At 66.8% G+C, this 18,770-nt stretch carries 19 protein-coding genes; all 19 read right to left on the bottom strand.

The genetic code is table 11. From position 1 onward, the window contains the following. Positions 1–2: 2 nt before the first annotated feature. The gene (locus FMM06_RS07140) at positions 3–1,646 is read right to left on the bottom strand and encodes a ribonuclease J (protein ID WP_144236588.1); all 1,644 of its coding nucleotides are present in this window, start codon (positions 1,644–1,646) and stop codon (positions 3–5) included. A 4-nt stretch (positions 1,647–1,650) separates the two neighbouring features. Continuing rightward, on the bottom strand, positions 1,651–2,430 hold the full coding sequence (locus tag FMM06_RS07135; RefSeq protein WP_144236587.1) for a type III pantothenate kinase: 780 nt from the start codon (positions 2,428–2,430) through the stop codon (positions 1,651–1,653). Positions 2,431–2,433: 3 nt separating this feature from the next. Beyond that, on the bottom strand, positions 2,434–3,129 hold the full coding sequence (locus tag FMM06_RS07130) for a biotin--[acetyl-CoA-carboxylase] ligase (RefSeq protein WP_268900675.1): 696 nt from the start codon (positions 3,127–3,129) through the stop codon (positions 2,434–2,436). Then, positions 3,129–4,571 carry an NADH-quinone oxidoreductase subunit NuoN gene (gene nuoN, locus FMM06_RS07125; protein ID WP_144236585.1) on the bottom strand — a complete coding sequence of 481 codons (1,443 nt, stop codon included), beginning with the start codon at positions 4,569–4,571 and terminating at the stop codon, positions 3,129–3,131. The genes FMM06_RS07130 and nuoN overlap by 1 nt, the downstream gene beginning before the upstream one ends. Continuing rightward, positions 4,571–6,088 carry an NADH-quinone oxidoreductase subunit M gene (locus FMM06_RS07120; protein WP_144236584.1) on the bottom strand — a complete coding sequence of 506 codons (1,518 nt, stop codon included), beginning with the start codon at positions 6,086–6,088 and terminating at the stop codon, positions 4,571–4,573. The genes nuoN and FMM06_RS07120 overlap by 1 nt, the downstream gene beginning before the upstream one ends. Further along, on the bottom strand, positions 6,088–8,118 hold the full coding sequence (gene nuoL / locus FMM06_RS07115) for an NADH-quinone oxidoreductase subunit L (RefSeq protein WP_144236583.1): 2,031 nt from the start codon (positions 8,116–8,118) through the stop codon (positions 6,088–6,090). Before nuoL ends, FMM06_RS07120 begins: the two co-directional genes overlap by 1 nt. Beyond that, entirely contained in the window at positions 8,115–8,420 is a 306-nt protein-coding gene (gene nuoK, locus FMM06_RS07110) for an NADH-quinone oxidoreductase subunit NuoK (protein ID WP_144236582.1), read from the bottom strand. The genes nuoL and nuoK overlap by 4 nt, the downstream gene beginning before the upstream one ends. Next, positions 8,417–9,028: an NADH-quinone oxidoreductase subunit J gene (locus FMM06_RS07105; RefSeq protein WP_144236581.1), complete on the bottom strand. Its 612-nt coding sequence runs from the start codon at positions 9,026–9,028 to the stop codon at positions 8,417–8,419. Before FMM06_RS07105 ends, nuoK begins: the two co-directional genes overlap by 4 nt. 49 nt (positions 9,029–9,077) lie before the next feature. Next, on the bottom strand, positions 9,078–9,566 hold the full coding sequence (nuoI, locus tag FMM06_RS07100; RefSeq protein ID WP_144236580.1) for an NADH-quinone oxidoreductase subunit NuoI: 489 nt from the start codon (positions 9,564–9,566) through the stop codon (positions 9,078–9,080). After that, on the bottom strand, positions 9,563–10,624 hold the full coding sequence (gene nuoH / locus FMM06_RS07095) for an NADH-quinone oxidoreductase subunit NuoH (RefSeq protein ID WP_144236579.1): 1,062 nt from the start codon (positions 10,622–10,624) through the stop codon (positions 9,563–9,565). Before nuoH ends, nuoI begins: the two co-directional genes overlap by 4 nt. Next, positions 10,621–12,615, bottom strand: a complete 1,995-nt coding sequence (nuoG, locus tag FMM06_RS07090) for an NADH-quinone oxidoreductase subunit NuoG (RefSeq protein WP_144236578.1) — start codon at positions 12,613–12,615, stop codon at positions 10,621–10,623. The genes nuoH and nuoG overlap by 4 nt, the downstream gene beginning before the upstream one ends. Then, positions 12,615–13,922 (bottom strand): NADH-quinone oxidoreductase subunit NuoF, encoded by a 1,308-nt coding sequence (gene nuoF / locus FMM06_RS07085; protein ID WP_144236577.1) that lies wholly within the window; start codon positions 13,920–13,922, stop codon positions 12,615–12,617. Before nuoF ends, nuoG begins: the two co-directional genes overlap by 1 nt. After that, positions 13,912–14,109: a hypothetical protein gene (locus FMM06_RS07080; RefSeq protein ID WP_144236576.1), complete on the bottom strand. Its 198-nt coding sequence runs from the start codon at positions 14,107–14,109 to the stop codon at positions 13,912–13,914. Before FMM06_RS07080 ends, nuoF begins: the two co-directional genes overlap by 11 nt. Then, the gene (locus FMM06_RS07075; RefSeq protein ID WP_235889234.1) at positions 14,106–14,639 is read right to left on the bottom strand and encodes a complex I 24 kDa subunit family protein; all 534 of its coding nucleotides are present in this window, start codon (positions 14,637–14,639) and stop codon (positions 14,106–14,108) included. Before FMM06_RS07075 ends, FMM06_RS07080 begins: the two co-directional genes overlap by 4 nt. A gap of 104 nt (positions 14,640–14,743) precedes the next feature. Further along, positions 14,744–15,895, bottom strand: coding sequence for an NADH-quinone oxidoreductase subunit D (locus FMM06_RS07070; protein WP_407925195.1), 1,152 nt, complete (start codon positions 15,893–15,895; stop codon positions 14,744–14,746). Between the two features lie 82 nt (positions 15,896–15,977). Further along, positions 15,978–16,580 carry an NADH-quinone oxidoreductase subunit C gene (locus tag FMM06_RS07065; RefSeq protein WP_144236573.1) on the bottom strand — a complete coding sequence of 201 codons (603 nt, stop codon included), beginning with the start codon at positions 16,578–16,580 and terminating at the stop codon, positions 15,978–15,980. Continuing rightward, positions 16,577–17,161 carry a NuoB/complex I 20 kDa subunit family protein gene (locus tag FMM06_RS07060; RefSeq protein ID WP_144236572.1) on the bottom strand — a complete coding sequence of 195 codons (585 nt, stop codon included), beginning with the start codon at positions 17,159–17,161 and terminating at the stop codon, positions 16,577–16,579. Before FMM06_RS07060 ends, FMM06_RS07065 begins: the two co-directional genes overlap by 4 nt. After that, positions 17,158–17,535 carry an NADH-quinone oxidoreductase subunit A gene (gene ndhC / locus FMM06_RS07055; protein ID WP_144236571.1) on the bottom strand — a complete coding sequence of 126 codons (378 nt, stop codon included), beginning with the start codon at positions 17,533–17,535 and terminating at the stop codon, positions 17,158–17,160. Before ndhC ends, FMM06_RS07060 begins: the two co-directional genes overlap by 4 nt. A gap of 434 nt (positions 17,536–17,969) precedes the next feature. After that, positions 17,970–18,737: a 5'/3'-nucleotidase SurE gene (surE, locus tag FMM06_RS07050; protein WP_144236570.1), complete on the bottom strand. Its 768-nt coding sequence runs from the start codon at positions 18,735–18,737 to the stop codon at positions 17,970–17,972. Between the last annotated feature and the right edge of the window lie 33 nt (positions 18,738–18,770).

Here is an 18,770-nt window from a genome sequence, read left to right as displayed (position 1 = left end):
GCCTAGAGCTGCACGACCTGCACGTCGGTCACGGGCTTCTTGCCCGTCCAGTCGCGCGCGACGCGGCGGACGGCGACCCGCACGCTCTCTGCGAACTTCTCGGCGTTGCGGCTGTCGCCCTGCCCGGCCTTGCCGGCGGCCTCGGCCATTTCGGCGATGAAGTCCTCGCGGTCTTCCTCAACCGGTACGCCCTGCATGATGATCGACGGCGCCGCAGCCAGCTTGCCGGCCTTGTTCAGGACCAGCGTCGCCGAGACATAGCCGTTGTGCATGATGCGGCGGCGCTGGACCATCGTCGCGCCGTCGGCCGGCAGAATGACGTCGCCGTCGAGCACGAGCCGCCCGACCTTCTCATGGCCGACCAGCTTCGGCCCGTCGGGCGCCAGGCGGATCGCGCCGCCGTTGCTCGGCACCATCGCGCGCGGCACGCCGATCGACAGCGCCAGCTTGGCGTGCTCCTCGAGGTGACGGCGCTCGCCGTGGACGGGGATCGCGATCTGCGGGCGAATCCAGGCGTACATCTTCTCTAGCTCGGGACGCCCCGGGTGGCCCGAGACGTGGACGTGCGCCTGCTTCTCCGTGATCACCTCGATGCCCCGTGCTGCGAGCGCGTTCTGGACATGGCCGATCGCCAGCTCGTTGCCCGGGATTTGCTTCGACGAATAGACGACGAGGTCGCCGGGCTCGAGCTTCAGGTGCGAGTGCGAACCCGCGGCGATCCGGCTGAGCGCGGCGTTGGGCTCGCCCTGCGCGCCCGTGCAGACGATGAGCAGCGACGAGGGGTCGGCCCTGGCGGCATTCTCGAAGCTCATCAGCGGCGGGAAGTCCTTCAGGTAACCCGCTGCCTTTGCGGTCGTCAGGATACGGTCCATCGACCGCCCGACGAGCACGAGGTGCCGCCCGGTGTCCTTGGCGACCTGCCCCAGCGTGTGAAGGCGCGCCGCATTCGACGCGAAGGTGGTGACCAGCACGCGGCCCTTGGCGCGCGACTGGATGACCTCGTCGAGGCCGATACGCACGCCCTCCTCCGAACCGCTCGCTTCCATGTTGAAGACGTTGGTCGAATCGCCGACCATCGCCAGCACACCCTTGTCGCCGATGGCGCGCAGTTCGGCCTCGGTCGACGGCACGCCGAGCTGCGGCTTGTCGTCGAGCTTCCAGTCGCCGGTGTGGAAGACGCGCCCGTACGGCGTGTCGATGATCAGCGCATTGCCCTCGGGGATCGAGTGCGCGAGCGCGGCATAGGTGAAGGTGAAATCGCCGAGCTTCAGCGTGCCCGCGAGCGGGATGATGTTGAGCTCGACCTGGTCGAGGATGCCCTCCTCCTCCAGCTTCTTGCGGATCAGGCCGGCGGTGAACGGCGTCGCGTACAGCGGCACGCCCAGGTCGTTCGCCAGATAGGGGATCGCGCCGATGTGATCCTCATGGCCATGGGTCAACACGACGCCGAGCAGGTCCTTGCGGCGCTCCTCGATGAAGCTGAGGTCGGGGAGGATCAGGTCGACGCCGGGATAGCTGGGATCGGCGAAGGTCATGCCGAGGTCGACCATCACCCACTTGCCGTTGCAGCCGTACAGGTTGACGTTCATGCCAATCTCGCCCGACCCGCCCAAGGGCAGGAAAATCAGTTCTTTACCGGGTGTCATTAAATCAGGGTCTCTTGTTGATGCTGTGAATGCGGATCAAACCGCGAATGGTAAGGTCGCCATCGACCATATCGATGGCCGCAGTATGGCGATTGAACAGGGTGGCGAGGCCGCCGGTCGCGATGACCGTCATCGGTCGCCCGACTTCCGATATAATACGCGCGCACAATCCTTCAATGAGGCCGACATAGCCCCAGAAGACGCCCGACTGCATAGCGGACACGGTGCCGCGCCCGACCACCCGGCCGTCGGCGGGCGGCTCGACCGCGATCCGCGGCAGCCGCGCGGCGGCATTGTACAGCGCGTCCATGCTGAGGTTGATGCCCGGCGCAATCGCCCCGCCGCGGTAGCTGCCGTCCGCCCCCACCACGTCGAAGGTCGTCGCGGTGCCGAAGTCGACGACGATCAGGTCGCCGACGAACGCGGCATGCGCCGCGACCGCGTTGACGATGCGGTCGGCGCCCGCCTCGGACGGGTTGGGCAGGTCGATACGCAGGCCCAGGTCGACACCCTCCGCCCCGACGACCAGCGGCTCGACGCTGAAATATTTGCGGCACAGATGCTGGAGGTTGAACAAGGTCGGCGGCACGACAGTGGCGATGATCGCGGCGTCGATGGTCGCGCGCTCGACGCCTTCGAGGCTCATCAGCTGGTTGAGCCAGACGGCATATTCGTCCGCCGTGCGGTTGCGGTCGGTCGAGATGCGCCAGCGCTGGCAGATCTCGTCGCCAGCGCACAAGGCGAAGACGATGTTGGTATTGCCGACGTCGATGGCGAGCAGCATGGCCTAGACCCCGAAGACTTCGCCGGCATGGACGGCGCGCACGGCACCGTTGTCCAGCCGTAACTGCAGCGCGCCGTCGTCGGCGAGCCCCTCGAAGACGCCGGTCAGCGCCTCACTGCCCAGCCGTGCGACCAGCGGGCGGCCGATGCCGGCGGCACGAGCGAGCCAAGCGGTGCGGGTCGCGGCGAAGCCATGGTCCCGCCACGTGGCGCGGGTGCGGACGAAATTTCCGGACAAGTCTTCGACGAATGCAGAGGGCGACGGCGGAGCTATGCCCGCTGCGGCGAGCGAAGTCGCGGGGCGCTCGCTGTCGACCGGGTGCGCAGCAAGGTTGACGCCGATACCGATGACGCAGGCGTCGCCCTGCTTCTCGAGTAGGATGCCTGCCACCTTGGTGCCGTCGAGCAGCACGTCGTTGGGCCATTTGAGCGTCAGGCGATGCGCCTCGGCGTAGCTGTCGAGCGCCCCTGCCAGGGTCAGAGCGGCGACGAACGACAGTTGCTGAGTCGGCCCCTCGCCCGGCTGTGGGCGGGTCAGCACACTGGCGAAGACATTACCCGGCAGCGACGTCCACGCCCTGCCCCGCCGCCCGCGCCCGCCGGTCTGCGCATCGGCGAACACCCACGACCCGTCGGGCAGGGTCGCGGCGCGCTCGGTCAGCCAGTCGTTGGTCGAACCGACGGTCGCGAGATGCGTGATCAGAACAGCGCCCGCGCCGCGACGCGCGCCGCGCCGACCAGCGGCGTGATCGCCAGCATGCCGAGCGGCGAGCAGAACAGCGCCGCGATGCCGATCAGGCCCGCATTGACGCGGCTGTCGGAAGCCGCGAACGCCGGCGCGGGCTCGTCGAAGTACATCGCCTTGACGACGCGCAGGTAATAATAGGCGCCGATCACCGACGCGACGACGCCGATCACCGCGAGCAGGTACAGCTGCGTGTCGATTGCCGCCGTGAACACTGCGAACTTGGGCCAGAAGCCGAGCAGCGGCGGGATGCCCGCGAGGCTGAACATCAGCACCGCGAGCGCCGCCGCGAGCCCCTTGCGGCTGCGCGACAGGCCGTTGAGGCTGCTCAGCGTCTCAACCGGTTTGCCGTCCGCGTCGCGCATCTGCAGCACGCAGACGAACGCGCCGAGGGTCATCACCAGATAGACCGCCATGTAGAACAGCACGCCCGAAATGCCCTCAACGGTGCCCGCGGCGAGGCCGATCAGCGCGAAGCCGACGTTCGCGATCGACGAATAGGCGAGCAGCCGCTTGATGTTGGTCTGGCCGATCGCGCCGACCGCGCCGAGCAGCATCGAGGCGATCGCCACGACGCTGACGATCTGACGCCAGTCGAAGGTCATGCCGCCGAATGCCTCGACGCAGACGCGAACCAGCAGGCCCATCGCCGCCGCCTTAGGTGCCGCCGAAAAGAACGCCGCGACGGGTGTCGGCGCGCCCTCGTAGACGTCGGGCGTCCACATGTGGAACGGCACTGCCGAGATCTTGAACATCAGGCCCGCCAGGATGAACACCAGCCCGAACACGACGCCCGTCGACTGGCCCGCGGGACCGCGCAGCGTCGCCGACAGCGTCTCGAAATTGGTGCTGCCGCCGAAGCCGTAGACCAGGCTGATGCCGTACAGCAGGATGCCCGACGCCAGCGCGCCGAGGATGAAATACTTGAGCCCCGCCTCGCTCGACCGTGCCTCGTTACGGTGGAAGGCGGCGAGCGTGTAGGACGCGAGGCTGAGCAGTTCGAGCCCGATGTAAAGCGTCAGCATGTCGTTCGCGCTGACCATCATGCACATGCCGAGCGTCGCGAGCATCAGCAGCACGGGGTACTCGAACCGCCCGGTCGCGGCGTGCTGGAGGTACGGCAGCGCGAGCACTGCCGACACCGCAGCGGCCGCCAGGATCATGACCTTCAGATACGCCGAGAAGCCGTCGGCGACGTACAGCCCGCCGAATGCCGCGGCCTGGTCGCCCGTCGCCGCTGCAACGCCGGCAATGCCGAAGATCAGCACGCAGACCCAGGTCAGCGGCACCAGACTGCGGTCGCCGCGAAACACGCCGAGCATCAGCGTCAGCAGGCTGCCGATGGTCAGCACCAGTTCGGGCGCGGCGATCTGGATCGAGGCGAAGGTCGGATGCATCAATGGGCTGCTGCTGCTGGCGCGGCGGGCGCGGCGACGGGCGCCCCGATGCGGATGGTCTGCGACGGCGGTGCGGCGCGCTCGACGCGGGCCAAAATCGCACCGACGGGCGCATGCAGCGGCGCGAGGAAGCTGTGCGGGTAGATCCCCATCCACAGCACGGGGATCGCGGCGGCGACGAGGATACCGATCTCGCGCGCATTAAGGTCGGGCATCGCGGCCGCATCGGCACCCGCCGACTTGCCGTAGATGACGCGCGCATAGAGGTAGAGCATGTACGCCGCGCCCAGGATGATACCGATCGTCATGCCCGTCGCGAGCCACGTCGAGATCGCATAGGTGCCGGTCAGCACGAGGAATTCGCTGACGAAGCCGCTCGTCGCGGGCAGCCCGACCGACGCCATGGTGAACAGCAGGAACAGCAGCGCGTACTTCGGCATATTGTCCGCCAGCCCGCCGTAGCGCGCGATCTCGCGCGTGTGCAGCCGGTCGTAGACGACGCCGACGCACAGGAAGAGCGCGCCCGAGATCAGCCCGTGGCTGAGCATCATCAGGATACCGCCCTCGATGCCCTGGCGGTTGAAGGTGAACAGCCCCGCGGTCACGAACGCCATGTGCGCGACGGACGAGTAGGCGATCAGCTTCTTCATGTCCGACTGCACGAGCGCGACGAGCGAGGCGTAGATCACCGCGACGACGCTGAGGCCGAACATCAGCGGCAGGAACTGCGCCGAGCCTTCGGGGAACATCGGCAGCGAGAAGCGGATGAAGCCGTAGCCGCCGAGCTTGAGCAGGACGCCCGCGAGGATCACCGAGCCCGCGGTCGGCGCCTCGACGTGCGCGTCGGGCAGCCAGGTATGGACTGGCCACATCGGCATCTTGACCGCGAACGACGCGAAGAATGCTAGCCACAGCCAGGTTTGCGCTTCGGCGCTGAAATCGTACGCCGTCAGCGCGGCGATGTCGGTCGTACCCGCGACGCCGACCATGTACAGCATCGCCAGCAGCATCAGCACCGAGCCGAGCAGCGTGTAGAGAAAGAACTTGTAGCTGGCGTAGATGCGCCGCCCGCCACCCCAGATGCCGATGATCAGGTACATCGGGATCAGTCCGCCTTCGAAGAAGACGTAGAACAGGAACAGGTCCTTCGCCGCGAAGACGCCGAGCATCAGCGTCTCCATCAACAGGAACGCCGCCATGTACTCCGGTACACGCTTCTCGATCGAGGTCCACGACGCGAGGATGCACAGCGGCATCAGGAAGACGCTGAGCACGATCAGCATCAGCGCGATGCCGTCGATGCCGAGGTGCCAGCTGAAATAGGGTGCGAACAGGTCGAGCTTCTCGACGTACTGGAACGCCGCGGTGCCGGTGTCGAATCCTGCCCACAGCGCGATACCGAGCGCCAGTTCGACGAGGGTGATGACGAGCGCCGTCCACCGCGCGGTCGCGGCATTGCCGCTCCACAGCACGAAGGCCGCGCCGACGAGCGGCAGCAGGATCAATAGCGAAAGCATCAGCCGAGCAACGCCGGACGCAGCACCCAGGTCGCCGCCGCCGCGAGGCCGATCAGCATGACCAGCGCATAGGCATAGACCGCTCCCGACTGGAAGCGCTTGGCCGCACCGCTCGACGCCGAGACCAGTGCGGCGGCACCATCGGCCCCGAACCGGTCGATGACCCGCCCGTCACCGCGCCAGAACAGGCGGCCGAAGGCGAACGCCGGCTTCACGAAGATCGCGTTGTACAATTCGTCGAAAAACCATTTGTGCGTCAGGAAGGCATACAGCCCGCGGTTGCCCGCGACGAAGCGCGCCGGCAGCGTTGGCGACGCCATGTACGCCCAGTAGGCGATCGCGAAGCCGATCAGCATGACCGCGCCGGGCGTCCACACGACCCAGGCGGGTACGTGGTGCATCGCCTCGGCGAGCGGCTCGCGGAACACCGCCGAGCCGTTCCAGAACACAGTGCCGCCCTCGGCGCCGATGAACGCCTCGTGGAAGACGAAGCCCGCAGCCAGCGCACCGATCGACAGCACGACGAGGGGGGCGAGCATCGTCCACGGGCTCTCGTGCGGGTGATAGCCGCCGGTGCCCGCGGGTGCAGACGCGTGATGCGCGTGGTCGCTGTCGGTCGTGTCCTCGGTATCGTGGCCGTGGTCGTGGTGCAGCGCATGCTGGACGTGCTCGCTCGCACCCCAGCGCGCCTCGCCGAAGAAGGTCAGGAAGACCAGCCGCCACGAATAGAAGCTGGTCAGCAGCGCGACGAGCGCGCCGACGAAGAACGCCACCATCGACGCCTCGCTGCCATTGGCGAACGCCGCCTCCAGAATGCCGTCCTTCGAATAATAGCCGCTGGTGAAGAAAAAGCCGGTCAGCGACAGCGTGCCGATCGTCATCGCCGCGAAGGTGATCGGGATCGACTTACGCAGGCCGCCGTAGAAGCGCATGTCCTGCTCGTGGTGCATCGAGTGAATGACTGCACCGGCACCCAGGAACAGCAGCGCTTTGAAGAAGGCGTGGGTGAACAGGTGGAACATCGCCGCGCCGAACGCGCCCGACCCAGCGGCGAAGAACATGTACCCCAGCTGCGAGCAGGTCGAATAGGCGATGACGCGCTTGATGTCGGTCTGCACGCACGCCACCGTCGCGGCGAACAGCGCGGTCGCGGCACCGACATAGGTGACGACGGTCAGCGCGTCGGGCGCGGCCTCGAACATCGGCGACAGGCGCACGACCATGAAGACGCCCGCGGTAACCATGGTCGCGGCGTGGATCAGCGCCGAGACCGGGGTCGGCCCCTCCATCGCATCGGGCAGCCAGGTGTGCAGGCCGAGCTGAGCCGACTTGCCCATCGCGCCGACGAACAGCAGCAGGCAGAGCGTCGTCATCACGTCGAACTGCGCGCCGAGGAAATTGAAGGTCGCGCCCGCCATCGCGGCCGAGCCGGCGAGGATCGGCGTCAGCTGCACCGTGCCGAACACCACGAAGGTCGCGAAAATGCCGAGCGAGAAGCCGAAGTCGCCGACCCGGTTCACGACGAACGCCTTGATCGCGGCGGCATTTGCGCTCGGCTTCTTGTACCAGAAGCCGATCAGCAGATAGCTCGCGAGCCCCACGCCCTCCCAGCCGAAGAACATCTGGACCAGGTTGTCGGCGGTCACTAGCATCAGCATCGCGAAGGTGAACAGGCTGAGATACGCGAAGAATCGCGGCTGGTCGGGGTCTTCGTCCATGTACCCCCAGGAGTAGAGGTGGACGAGCGCCGAGACGCTGGTGATGACGACGAGCATCACCGCGGTCAGCGTATCGACGCGGAACGCCCAGTCGACGCGCATGTCGCCGCTGACGATCCATTCGAGGACGCGGACGCTGTAGCCCGCGCCGTGGGCAAGCCCGATGTCGAGGAAGATCGTCCAGCTGAGCGCCGCACTGACGAACAGCGCCGCGGTCGTGACAAGCTTCGCCGGCAGATTGCCGATCAGGCGGTTGCCCAGGCCCGCGATCAGCGCCGCGGCGAGCGGCAGGAAGACGAGGAGCTGAATCATCCCTTGAGCATCGGAACGTCGTCGACCGCGATCGTGCCGCGGTTACGGAAATAGATGACCAGGATCGCCAGCCCGATCGCGGCCTCGGCGGCAGCGACGGTCAGCACGAACATCGCGAACACCTGTCCGGACAAATCGCGCTGGAACGCCGAGAACGCGACGAAATTGATGTTCACCGCAAGCAGGATCAGCTCGATCGACATCAGGATGATGATGACATTCTTGCGGTTGATCGCGATGCCCAGCACGCCGAGCACGAACAGGATGGCGCTGACGGTCAGGTAATGGCTGAGGCCGATCACAGCGACACGCCCTCGCCGCTGACCGGCTTGACGTTGGAGATCGACGACGCCGGGGTGCGCGCAACCTGCGCGCCGACGTCCTGGCGCTTGGTGCCAGCCCGCTGGCGGTGCGTGAGCACGATCGCGCCGACCATCGCGGTCAGCAGCACGATGCCCGACGCCTGAAAAACGAACAGATACTTGGTGTAGAGCACCGACCCCAGCGCCTGGGTGTTGGTCATGCCCACGAATCCGTCGAGCGGGGCCGCCGCCTCGCCTGCCACGACCCGCACGCTGCCGCCCGCGACGAGCAGCAACTCGGAAACCAGCACGACGGCGAGCAGCAGCCCGACCGGCAGCGCCTTTACGAAGCCGGCGCGCAACGCCGCAAAATCGATGTCGAGCATCATCACGACGAACAGGAACAGCACCGCGACCGCGCCGACGTACACGATGACGAGCAGCATCGCGAGGAACTCGGCACCCAGCAGGATGAACAGCCCGGCGGCGTTGAAGAACGCCAGGATCAGCCACAGCACCGAGTGCACGGGGTTCTTCGACAGGATCGTGGCTGCGCCCGACAGCAGCACGATGCCTGCGAACAGGTAGAAGGCGAAAACAGCGGTCACGAGGGTTTTGAGGTCCGATGGTGCGGTGCGGAAGGGAGCGCGGCGCGTCCTACCGCCACGCCGCATCCGCCGCAAGGTTTGCCGCGATCACACGCTCCCAACGCTCGCCGTTCTGAAGCAATTTATCCTTGTCGTAGATCAGCTCCTCGCGCGTCTCGGTCGAGAATTCGAAATTCGGCGTCTCGACGATCGCATCGACGGGGCATGCCTCCTGGCACAGGCCGCAATAGATGCACTTAGTCATGTCGATGTCGTAACGCGTCGTGCGGCGGCTACCGTCCTCGCGCGGCTCGGCCTCGATGGTGATGGCGAGCGCCGGGCACACCGCCTCGCACAGCTTGCACGCTATGCAGCGCTCCTCGCCGTTCGGGTAGCGGCGCAGCGCATGCTCGCCGCGGAAGCGGGGGGACACGGGGCCCTTCTCATACGGGTAGTTGAGCGTCTTCTTCGGGCGGAAGAAATATTGCAGCGTCAGCCAGTGCGCCTTGAGAAACTCGAGGAGCAGCAGCGACTTCGCGGCCTGGAGTACGGCGGTCATCGGGGGATACTCGCAAAATGCCCGGTGAACATCAGCCAGCCGCTGACGACCACGACCCAGAACAGGCTGAGCGGCAGGAAGATCTTCCAGCCCAGGCGCATCAGCTGGTCGTAACGATAGCGCGGCACCGTCGCCTTCACCCAGGCGAACAGGAAGAACATCAGCGCCATCTTCGCCAGCATCCAGACGAAGCCCGGCACGACGTACAGTGGCGCCCAGTCGACCGGCGGCAGCCACCCGCCGAGGAACAGCACGCTGGTCAGCGCGCACATGAACAGGATGTTCGCGTACTCGCCGAGGAAGAACAGCGCGAACGCCATCGACGAATATTCGACCTGATAGCCCGCGACGAGCTCGGCCTCGGCCTCGGGAAGGTCGAACGGCGGGCGGTTGGTCTCGGCGAGTGCGGTGATGAAGAACATCACGAACATCGGAAACAGCAGCGGGTTGAAGATGTTGCCGTTGAGGAAGCCGAGAATGTTGCCCTGCTGGCTCAGCACGATCGTGCTGAGGTTCAGGCTCTGCGCGTAGAGCATGACGGTGACGAGGATGAACCCCATCGACACCTCATAGCTGACCATCTGAGCCGCAGAGCGCAGCCCACCGAGAAACGGATACTTCGAGTTCGACGCCCAGCCCGACATGATGATGCCGTAGACGCCCATCGAGCTGACCGCGAAGATGTAGAGCAGCCCGACGTTGAGGTCCGCCAGCACGACGCCGGCATCGAACGGCATTACCGCCCAGACGATCAGCGCCAGCGTGAAGGTGATCATCGGCGCGATGATGAACACGCCCTTGTTGGCGCCCGACGGGACGATCGTCTCCTTCAGGAACAGCTTCGCCGCGTCGGCGAAGGTCTGTAGGATGCCGAACGGCCCGACGACGTTCGGCCCGCGCCGCATCTGCATCGCCGCCCAGATCTTGCGGTCGAAATAGACCGCGAGCGCGACGCCCAGCATGACGGGCAGCGCGATCAGCAGGATCAGCGTGATCGTCGCAACGAAATAGCCCCAGTCCTGCCCGAGGTATTGCTGGAAGAAACCGGTGTAAGTCATTCGGCGGCCTCGAGCAGCGGCTGCGCGGCGTTGACGATATCGCGCACGCACTCGGCCATCGTGTCGCTGGCGCGGGCGATCGGGTTCGACTGGTAGAAGCGCGCGCCACCCAGGTCGCGGATGCGCAGCGGCGCGGTATCCGAACTCGCGGTCGCAGTGCCGGCGACGCCGGGGGTCAGCCCCTCGACCTCGAGGTGGGGCCACTCGGCCGCGATCCGCGCCTGCAACGCGCCGAAGTCGTTATAGGGCAGCGTCCGCCCTAGCACATCCGAGAGCGCACGGAAGATCGTCCAGTCCTCGCGCGCCTCGCCCGGCGGGAACACCGCGCGGTTACCGCGCTGCACCCTGCCCTCGAGGTTCACCCAGGTGCCCGGCTTCTCGGCATAGGCTGCGGCGGGCAGGATCACGTCGGCGTGGCGAACACCATGGTCGCCGTGGGTGCCGATATAAACGGTAAAGGTGTCGGCCAGCGCGATCGTGTCGATTTCGTCCGCCCCCAGCAGGAAGACCGCGTCGAGCTTCGCCGCATCGGCAAGAATGCCCGCGACGCCGCCGTCGGTCGTCAGCCCCAGGTCGAGCGCCCCGACCCGCGCCGCAGCGGTGTGCAGCACGTTCCAGCCATTCCACTCGCCGCGCGTCAGGTTCAGCGTCTCGGCGAGCTTGCGCGCCTGCGCGAAGTCCGCGCCCATGCCGACGATCAGCGCCGGGCGCTCGGCCGCCGCGAAGGCGTCGAACAGCGCCTGGGGCAGTTCGCCGCCCGCCAGCCACTCGACCGGATAGGTCAGGTCGACCGGCGTGCCGAGCGCGAAGACCTTCGACGGCGTGCGCGTCCGCATCGCCTTGCGCAGCCGCGTGTTGACCAGCGGCGCCTCGTGGCGCGGGTCGCAGTCGATCAGCAACACGACGTCGGCGGTCTCGATCCCCGTCAGCGTCGAGTTGAACAGATAATCGGCACGCGTCGTCGCCGGGATCGCCGCCCCGTCCTGCCGCGCCTCGATCCGCAGCGGCCCGAAACCGCTAAGCAGGTCGCGAAACGCCACCATGTCCTCGACTGCGCACAGGTCGCCGACGATGCCCGCGACGCGGTCACCCTTGATGCCGTCGCGCACGGCCGCGAACGCCTCGGCCCACGACGCCTTCACGAGCCTGCCGTCGCGCCGCACGTACGGCGCGTCGAGGCGGCGCTTCATCAGACCGTCGACCGCAAAGCGCGTCACGTCGGACGCCCACTCCTCGTTGACGTCGTCGTTGATACGCGGATTGACGCGCATCACCTGGGTACCGCGCGCGTGGAAGGTGATGTTGGTGCCGACCGCGTCCATCACGTCGATGCCGCTCGTCCGCTTCAGCTCCCACGACCGCGCCGAAAAGGCATAGGGCTTCGACGTCAGCGCGCCGACCGGGCACAGGTCGATGACATTGCCCGACAATTCGCTCGCCACCGCCGCCTCGAGGTAGCTCGTGATCTGCATATTCTCGCCGCGCCCGATCGCGCCGATGTCCTCGACGCCTGCGATCTCCTCGGCAAAGCGGACGCAGCGCGTGCAGTGGATGCAGCGCGTCATGACCGTCTTGATCAGCGGCCCCATGTATTTCTCGGTGACCGCGCGCTTGTTCTCCTGATAGCGCGTGTGGCCCTTGCCATAGGCGAGGCTCTGGTCCTGCAGGTCGCACTCGCCGCCCTGGTCGCAGATCGGGCAGTCGAGCGGGTGGTTGATGAGCAGGAACTCCATCACCCCCTCGCGCGCCTTCTTGACCTTCGGCGTCGTCGTCGAGATCACCTGCCCGTCGGCGGCCGGCATCGCGCACGACGCGACGGGCTTGGGCGACTTCTCCATCTCGACGAGGCACATCCGGCAATTGCCGGCGATGCTCAGCCGCTCATGGTAGCAGAAGCGCGGAATTTCGGCGCCCGCGGCCTCGCAGGCCTGCAGGATGGTCGCGCCCGCGGGCACTTCGACCTCGATGCCGTCGACGGTGAGTTTAGGCATTATTCCGCCGCCTCCAGCATCTGCGGCACCTGCACGAACCCCTTGCGCCGCGCGATCCTCGCTTCGACCTCGGGGCGGAAGTGGCGGATCAGGCCCTGGATTGGCCAGGCGGCGGCGTCGCCGAGTGCGCAGATCGTGTGGCCCTCGACCTCGGTGGTGACTTCGAGGAGCAGGTCGATCTCGTGCGGCTCGGCATCGCCGGTGACGAGGCGCTCCATGACGCGCCACATCCAGCCGGTGCCCTCGCGGCACGGCGTGCACTGGCCGCAGCTCTCGTGCTTGTAGAAGTAGGACAGGCGGGCGATCGCGCGGACGATGTCGGTCGACTTGTCCATGACGATGATCGCCGCGGTGCCGAGCCCCGACTTCAGGTCCTTCAACGCGTCGAAATCCATCGGGCAGTCGATGATCTGCTCTGCGGGCACCAGCGGCACCGACGAGCCGCCGGGGATGACCGCGAGCAGATTGTCCCAGCCGCCGCGGATACCGCCGCAGTGGGTGTCGATCAGTTCGCGGAACGGCACCGACATCGCCTCCTCGACGACGCACGGCGTGTTCACGTGACCCGAGATCTGGAAGAGCTTGGTGCCCTCGTTCTTCGGGCGCCCGATCGCGGCGAACCACGGCGCACCGCGGCGCAGGATGGTCGGCACGACGGCGATCGACTCGACATTGTTGACCGTCGTCGGATTCCCATACAGGCCGACGCCCGCCGGAAACGGCGGCTTCAGGCGGGGCTGGCCCTTCTTGCCCTCGAGGCTTTCGAGCATCGCGGTTTCTTCGCCGCAGATGTACGCGCCCGCGCCGCGATGGACGACGACGTCGAAGTCGTACCCTGAACCGCAGGCGTTCTTGCCGATCAGCCCCGCCGCGTACGCCTCGCGCACGGCGGCGAACAAAGTCTCGGCCTCGCGGATATATTCGCCGCGGATGTAGATGAACGCCGCAACCGCGCGCATCGCGAAGCCGGCAATCAGCGCGCCCTCGATCAGCTTGTGCGGATCGTGGCGGATGATCTCGCGGTCCTTGCAGCTGCCGGGCTCGGACTCGTCGGCGTTGATGACGAGGTAGCTCGGCCGCTCGGGGTTGGGCGCCTTGGGCATGAACGACCATTTCATGCCGGTCGGGAAGCCCGCGCCGCCGCGGCCGCGCAGGCCGCTCGCCTTGACGACGTCGATCAGCGCGTCGGGACCGGGCGCCATCAGCGCGGCGGTCTCCTCCCAGTCGCCGCGCTGGCGCGCCGCGTCGAGGTTCCACGGTTGGAAACCGTAGAGGTTGGTAAAGATGCGGTCCTTGTCAGCCAGCATGAGGCGGGCCCTTCGCGGCCTTGGTCTTGGTTGCCGCCGCCACCGCGATCAGCGCGATCGCCACGGCGATCAGCGGATAGCCCACGGTGCTGCGCATGAAGACGAGGATGATCGACAGCACGAGCAGGACGCCCGCCATGGCGAACAGCAGGTTCGCATGAACCCTGGGATTGGCAGGAGACTTCACGATGCGACCTCCAGCAGCGACGTCAGCCCGCCTTCGGGGCAGCTCGCGCGGCGCCCGATCTGCGAGCCCGTCGGGGGCGTCTCACCCCGCGCCAGCGCGTCGAGGATCGCGGTCATGCTGTCGTAGGTCAGGTCTTCGTAGTTATCGTCGTTGATCTGCACCATCGGCGCGTTGGCGCACGCGCCCAGACACTCGACCTCGGCGAGGGTGAACAGGCCATCGGGCGTGTTGCCGCCCTTGACCAGGCCCTTGTCCTTGCACGCCTTCATGATGTCGTCCGAGCCGCGCAGCAGGCACGGCGTCGTCCCGCAGACCTGCACGACATAGCGCCCGACGGGCTTGAGATTGTACATCGAATAGAAGGTCGCGACCTCGTAGGCGCGCATGTACGGCATGCCGATCTGGCCCGCGACATATTCGATGACCGACACCGGCAGCCATGCCGAGCCCGTCTGCGCGCCCATCTGGTACTGTGCCAGCCACAGCAGCGGCATGATCGCCGACCCGGCGCGCGGGTACAGCGCGATCAGGCGCGCCGCCTCGGTCGCGTTCTCGGGCGTCCAGGCGAAGTCGCTGAACTCGCGCGGCGGACGCGCGGCGCGGGCTTCGTGCGTTGTGTTGTAGGTGCCCGTGGTCACCGATCGACCTCCCCGAACACGATGTCGAGCGAGCCTAGGATCGCCGGCGCGTCGGCCAGCATGTGGCCCTTGCACAGGAAGTCCATCGCCTGGAGGTGGCTGAAGCCCGTCGCGCGGAAGTGGCAGCGGTACGGCTTGTTGGTGCCGTCGCTGACCAGATAGACGCCGAACTCGCCCTTGGGGCTCTCGGTCGCGACGTACGCCTCGCCTGCGGGGACATGGAAGCCTTCGGTGTACAGCTTGAAGTGGTGAATCAGCGCTTCCATCGACTTCTTCATCTCGGTGCGCGACGGCGGTGCGACCTTGCGGTCGATGGTGGCGACGCGGCCCTTCGGCATTTCTTTCACGCACTGGCGGATGATGCGCAGTGACTGGCGCATCTCCTCCATGCGGACCATGAAGCGGTCGTAACTGTCGCCGTGGTGGCCGACGACGACGTCGAACTCCATGCGGTCATAGACCTCGTAGGGCTGGGCACGGCGCAGGTCCCACTCGACCTCGCAGGCGCGCAGGTTGGGGCCGGAAAAGCCCCACGCGACGGCATCGGCCTTGGAGATCGTGCCGACATCGACGTTGCGCTGCTTGAAGATGCGGTTGTCGGCGACCAGCGACTGGGTCTCGCCCAGCACCTTGGTATAGCCGTCGCACCACGCCGCGATGTCCTCCAGCAGACCGTCGGGCAGGTCCTGGTGCACGCCGCCGGGGCGGAAGTACGCCGCGTGCATGCGGGCGCCCGAGACGCGCTCGTAGAATCCCATGAGGTGCTCGCGCTCCTCGAACAGCCACAGCAGCGGCGTCATCGCGCCGACGTCGTTGGCGTGGCTGCAGACGTTCATGATGTGATTCAGGATGCGCGTGATCTCGGCATACATGACGCGGATGTACTGCGCGCGCAGCGGCACCTCGATGCCCGCCAGCTTCTCGATCGCGAGCACATAGCTGTGCTCCATGCACATCGGCGAGACGTAATCGAGCCGATCGGTATACGGCAGCGCCTGCAGGTAGGTCTTGTACTCGCACAGTTTCTCGGTGCCGCGGTGGAGCAGCCCGACGTGCGGATCGCAGCGCTCGATGACCTCGCCGTCGAGCTCCATCACCAGCCGCAGCACGCCGTGCGCTGCCGGGTGCTGGGGCCCGAAGTTGATCATGTAATTGTCGATCTTCGACGGATCGACGCCCGGCGTCTCGGCGAGCGCGGCGGTCAGTTCGGCGTTGGCGTCGACCATCGTCTCAGGCCTTTTCGTCGCCGGGCAGGACGTAATCGGTCCCTTCCCACGGCGACAGGAAATCGAAGCTGCGGAAGTCCTGCGCCAGCTTGACCGGCTCGTAGACGACGCGCTTCTCGGTTTCGGAATAGCGCAGCTCGACATGGCCGGTCAGCGGGAAGTCCTTGCGGAACGGATGCCCGGTGAAGCCATAATCGGTCAGGATGCGGCGCAGGTCGGGGTGACCGGTGAACAGCACGCCGTAGAGGTCCCAGACCTCGCGCTCCCACCAGTTGGCGCATGGCCACAGGCCGGTCAGCGACGCGACCGGCGCGGTGTCGTCGGTCGACAGCTTGACGCGGATGCGCAGGTTGCGGGTCAGCGACAGGAACAGATACGCGACCTCGAACCGCTCGGGCCGCTCGGGAAAGTCGACGCCGGCAACGTCGATCAGCTGCTCGAAGGCGAAATCGTCGCGCAGGCGGCGCGCCACGTCGAGCAGCGCGTCGCGCGCGATGTGGAGCGTCAATTCGCCGACGTGTTCGGTCAGCGCCGCATCGGGAAACGCCGCGCGCACGGCGTCGGCGAACCCGGCGTCGGGCTTGTCGTGGGGCCAGTGCGCGCTCACCGCTCGAACGTCCCCGTGCGGCGGATCTTCCGCTGCAGTGCCAGCACGCCGTACAACAGCGCCTCGGCAGTCGGCGGGCAGCCCGGCACGTAGATGTCGACCGGCACGATCCGGTCGCAGCCGCGCACGACGCTGTACGAATAATGATAATAGCCGCCGCCGTTGGCGCAGCTGCCCATCGAGATCACGTAGCGCGGCTCGGCCATCTGGTCGTAGACGCGGCGGAAGGCCGGGGCCATCTTGTTGCACAAAGTGCCAGCGACGATGATCACGTCGGACTGGCGCGGGCTCGCGCGCGGTGCGAAGCCGAAGCGCTCGACGTCATAGCGCGCCATGGACGTGTGCATCATCTCGACCGCGCAGCACGCCAGGCCGAAGGTCATCCACCACATCGACCCCGTACGCGCCCAGGCGAAAAGGTCCTCGGTCGAGGTGACGAGGAAGCCGTTGTCGGTCACTTCCTTGTTGATGTCCGTCAGGAAGCCGTCGCGCAGGTTTGAAGGGACAGTCAGCGCCGATGCCGGGCTGTCGCCGAGCACGCGCGCCTGCTGCTCCTCGGTAAGGAGGTCACGGTTATTCATTCCCAATCCAGTGCGCCGATTTTCCAGGCATAGACGAGGCCGATCGCGAGTTCGGCAAGGAACTCCATCATCGCCCACCAGCCGGCCTGTCCCGTCCAATGTAGGGAAATTGCCCATGGAAACAAGAATGCCGCCTCTAGATCGAAGACGATGAACAGGATCGCGACGAGGTAGAAACGCACGTCGAACTGGCCGCGGCTGTCGCTGAACGCCGGGAAGCCGCTCTCATATTCCGCCAGCTTCGCCGCGTCGGGCTTGGCCGTGCCGACCAGCCCCGAGACGAGCACCGGCGCGCCGACGAAGATCAGCGAAAACGCGATCCCGACGCCGATGAACAGCAGGATCGGCAGATACTGTGATGCGACTTCGGGCATGGTGGTTACGGCAGCCTTCGGGGGGCGTGGGCGAGTCCGCGGCTTCTATGCTTGTGGGGCCAGCGGCGCAAGGTTTGTGCGGCGCGGCATAACGTGCCGCGGACGTACCAAAAGACTTGACAAAACGAACCGTATAGGTTATTCCAAGTTCATGCGAGGAGCCTGGCAAGCCCCGAGCTGTCACGGACCCCGTCGCGCTGGCGGCCCGTGGCGACCGAACGATGCACGGGCACACGAGGCCGCGCCGGCGGCGACACCCGCGACCCTTCTACCCCTTTTCGTCACCGCCGCCTCGCCCGTGCATCGCCGATCGCATCCGCACTTCGCGCACCCTCCCCCGTCCAGTCAGCGCCGGATGGGGAGTAAGAGGGGGACGAAGCGGACCGAGCTACTCATCCGGAGGCGATAGGATCGCCAGCCGGGGTTTTCGCGCGTCAGACGCTCGCCAGATCGCCCAGCACGCCGCGCAACGCCCCGAGGCTCTCGCGATGCGTCAGGTCGAGATGCAGCGGCGTCACCGAGACATAGCCGTGGTGGATCGCCTTCAGGTCGGTGTCGTGGCCCGGCACCTCGACCTCGCGGCCATAGCCGAACCAGAAATAGGGGAAGCCGCGCGGATCGACGCGCGCGTCGAGGGCGATGTGGCCATAGTCACGGAAGCCCTGTTCGGTGACCTGCACGCCGCGCACCGGGCCGGCGGGGAAGTTGATGTTGACGAGCATGCCCGGCGCCCACTCGGCTTGGGTCAGCCGCCGGATGATCGCGGCGCCGTGCGTGGTCGCGGCGTCGAACTTCTCACGGCCCGCGCCGTAATCGGCCATCGCCTGGCTCAGCGCGATCGAGCGGATGCCCGCAAGGCACCCCTCCATCGCCGCCGACACGGTGCCCGAATAGGTCACATCCTCGGCGAGATTGCCGCCGCGATTGACCCCCGACAGGATCAGGTCGGGCTTCGCGTCCTTCATGACATGCCCGAGCGCCAACATGACGCAGTCGGTAGGCGTGCCGCGCACCGCGAACCGCCGCTCGCCCATCTGGCGCAGGCGGATCGGCTCGCTGAGCGTCAGCGAATGCCCCGCCCCCGACTGTTCCTCGGCGGGCGCGACGACCCACACATTGTCGGACAGCTCGGCGGCGATTTGCTCAAGGGCGACGAGGCCCGGAGCGTGGATGCCGTCGTCGTTGGTGACCAGGATTCTCATGGGCCGCGCTGTAGCGGTCGGCAGCGCCCGGGG

This window comes from Glacieibacterium frigidum (assembly GCF_007097155.1).
Classification (GTDB): Bacteria; Pseudomonadota; Alphaproteobacteria; order Sphingomonadales; family Sphingomonadaceae; genus Glacieibacterium; species Glacieibacterium frigidum.
This window is presented reverse-complemented; position numbering and strand designations above follow the sequence as displayed.

Coding starts and splice junctions, on each gene's coding strand:
- FMM06_RS07120 (WP_144236584.1), bottom strand. CDS start 6,088: ATGCTTTCGCTATTGATCCTGCTGCCGCTCGTCGGCGCGGCCTTCGTG.
- FMM06_RS07060 (WP_144236572.1), bottom strand. CDS start 17,161: ATGAATAACCGTGACCTCCTTACCGAGGAGCAGCAGGCGCGCGTGCTC.
- nuoI (WP_144236580.1), bottom strand. CDS start 9,566: ATGACCGCCGTACTCCAGGCCGCGAAGTCGCTGCTGCTCCTCGAGTTT.
- nuoF (WP_144236577.1), bottom strand. CDS start 13,922: ATGCTGGCTGACAAGGACCGCATCTTTACCAACCTCTACGGTTTCCAA.
- surE (WP_144236570.1), bottom strand. CDS start 18,737: ATGAGAATCCTGGTCACCAACGACGACGGCATCCACGCTCCGGGCCTC.
- nuoG (WP_144236578.1), bottom strand. CDS start 12,615: ATGCCTAAACTCACCGTCGACGGCATCGAGGTCGAAGTGCCCGCGGGC.
- nuoH (WP_144236579.1), bottom strand. CDS start 10,624: ATGACTTACACCGGTTTCTTCCAGCAATACCTCGGGCAGGACTGGGGC.
- FMM06_RS07135 (WP_144236587.1), bottom strand. CDS start 2,430: ATGCTGCTCGCCATCGACGTCGGCAATACCAACATCGTCTTCGCCTTG.
- ndhC (WP_144236571.1), bottom strand. CDS start 17,535: ATGCCCGAAGTCGCATCACAGTATCTGCCGATCCTGCTGTTCATCGGC.
- FMM06_RS07070 (WP_407925195.1), bottom strand. CDS start 15,895: ATGATCAACTTCGGGCCCCAGCACCCGGCAGCGCACGGCGTGCTGCGG.
- nuoN (WP_144236585.1), bottom strand. CDS start 4,571: ATGCATCCGACCTTCGCCTCGATCCAGATCGCCGCGCCCGAACTGGTG.
- FMM06_RS07140 (WP_144236588.1), bottom strand. CDS start 1,646: ATGACACCCGGTAAAGAACTGATTTTCCTGCCCTTGGGCGGGTCGGGC.
- nuoL (WP_144236583.1), bottom strand. CDS start 8,118: ATGATTCAGCTCCTCGTCTTCCTGCCGCTCGCCGCGGCGCTGATCGCG.